The sequence below is a fragment of the Lysinibacillus sp. NPDC056185 genome (assembly GCF_047737915.1).
In the GTDB taxonomy this organism is placed as follows: domain Bacteria; phylum Bacillota; class Bacilli; order Bacillales_A; family Planococcaceae; genus Lysinibacillus.
In genome coordinates this window covers 1-2,283 of sequence record NZ_JBLLLQ010000072.1, presented here as the reverse complement: position 1 = coordinate 2,283, position 2,283 = coordinate 1, and the positions used below count along the sequence as shown (strand labels likewise).

General features: G+C 74.7%; 2 protein-coding genes. Both read left to right on the top strand.

The annotated features are described in order from the left end of the window. The coding region (locus ACMZ42_RS26885; RefSeq protein WP_415733397.1) for a lantibiotic dehydratase at positions 1–1,948 on the top strand (1,948 nt) is incomplete at its 5' end. Positions 1,949–1,986: 38 nt separating this feature from the next. After that, positions 1,987–2,283 (top strand): hypothetical protein (locus ACMZ42_RS26880; RefSeq protein ID WP_415733396.1); only part of this gene is annotated, 297 nt, incomplete at its 3' end.

Genomic DNA, 2,283 nt, shown 5'->3' with positions numbered 1-2,283 from the left:
CACACTGCTCAAGTACCTGCAGCGCTACCATGCGCGCAACGAGTCTGTCGGCTTCTTCGGCCCCGTCGCCTGGGGACGTATCGGCGATGGTCCGGGCCGTATCACCGTCCGGACGGCCGCGCGTACCGTCGGTCGCAAGCGCGTGTACGTCGAGGACTGGGCGGTCGAGGTGCTCGCCCGCGCCTTCGCGGCGGACTCGCAGCTCGCCGACCGGCTGCCGCCCGCGCGCGCCTTCGGCGTCGTCCGCCTCGGCCGGGCACTGGTTCATCCCGGCGGCGGACTCACCCGGCTCAGCGTCGAACAGGCCGAAGCCGTCGCGCTGGTGGACGGCCGCCGCACCTTCGCCGGCCTCGCCACCGCACTCGGCACGACCGCCGACGACGTGCACCGGCGCCTCGCGCCGCTCCTCACCGCCGGGCTGCTCACCCGCGGCTTCGAGGTCCCCCCGGAGCTGGACGCCGAGCGCGCGCTCGCCCGGCAGCTGCGTACTCTGCCGCCCACCGCGGCCACCGCCCGCTGCCTGGCCGTTCTCGACGACCTCGATAAGGCCCGGGCGGCCGCCGAACGGGCCTCCTCGGCCGCGGAGCTTGCCGCCGCCCTGGACAGCTGGGACGCGCGGTTCGTCCAGGCGACCGGAGCCCCCGCCGGCCGCAGCCGCGACGAGTCGCCGACCGGGCGCCGGTCCCTGGTGATGCAGGCCGAGCGAAACGTCGCGGTGGAGCTGGGCAGCCGTCTGGTGGCCGACCTCGCGCCGCCGCTGGAGCTGCTGCTGACCAGCGCCCGGTGGCTGGCCCGGCGTGCCGGCGATGAGCTCGAGACCGTCGCGGGCAAGCTCCACCAGGAGCTGGCGCCGATCTACCCCGACGGTGAAGTCCCGTTCCACGCACTCGTCAGCCGCCTCGCACCGGTCACGCAGTCGGGGGAGTGGCTCGATCCTCTCGTCGCTGAGCTGACCGACCGCTGGACCGGCATCCTGGCCCCCGACTTCGCGGCCGGACGGGTGGCCCGCAGCTCCGCCGAGCTGGCACCTGCCGTGCAGGCCGCGTTCGGCGGTCCGGCGCCGGGTTATGCCGCCGGGCGGCACCACAGCCCCGACGTGATGATCGCAGCCGCCGGACCCGAGGCGATCGAGGCCGGTGACTTCACCTTCGTACTGGGCGAACTGCACGTCGCCATGGTCACCATGGACAGCCGCAGCTTCACCGACTGCGCCCCTGACCCCGGCCGCCCGACCCGGCTCGCCACCGCCGGGCTCACCGCCGGGCAGCCGCGGTTCGTGCCGCTGCACGTGCGCGGCGTCGACGCCTCCATCAGCGGCTGGGACCATCCGGCGCCGGACGCGTACGTACCCGCGTACACCTATCTGTCGTTCGGCGAGCGGATCGGCGAGCGGGACGTACCGAAGAAGGTCCGGGCCGCTGAGGTGACCGTCGGCGAACACGGCGGCGCGCTGCTGGCCCGGCTGCCGGACGGCACCCGGCACCCGGCGCTGCACCTGCTCGGGGAGTACGCCGCCTGGGCGCTCGTCAGCCGCTTCCGGCTGCTGCCGCCGCGCCCCCACACGCCGCGGGTGACGGTCGACCGCCTCGTCGTCGCCCGCGAGACCTGGCGCATCCCCAGCGCCGAACTGGCCCCGCTCACCCGGCTGCCCGAAGCCGACGGGTATGCGGAACTGCGCCGGCTGGCCGCGCGCCACGGCCTCGCCCGGCACACCTTCTGGCGCCCTGCCCGTGACGCCAAGCCGATCTACCTCGACCTGGACAGTCCGCTCCTCGGCATGGTCGCCCTGCGCGAGGCGCGGCGGTCCACCGAGAGCGTGGAGGCGATCGCCTTCACCGAGATGTACCCCGGCCCGGGCGAGCTGTGGCTGCCCGACGCCGACGGCCGCCGCTACCCCAGTGAGCTGCGGCTGACGTTCGCTGACACGACGACTCCGGAGCAGCGATGAGCGCCCCCCTGCACGTGCACCTGTCGGGGCCCTGGTGGATGTGGCCGGACGTGGCGGTCCGGGGAGCCGGCTTCCCCGTGGACGATCTGCTGCGGCTGGGCCGCCCGGAACTGGCCGCAGCCGAGGCGGAACTGGACGATGCGGACTTCCGCGAGGCGTATGCGGCCGCGGTCGACGCCTCGTGCGCCGACCTGGCCGAAGTGACCGGCACCGGCACCTTCCGCGCCGCCATGCTGTGGCAGAACCGGCAACTGGTCGAGCGGGCCCTCGACAAATACCGGGCCGGCTGCCGCGACGGCGCGCCCCGCACCAAGCGCCGCCGCCAGCAGGAGAAC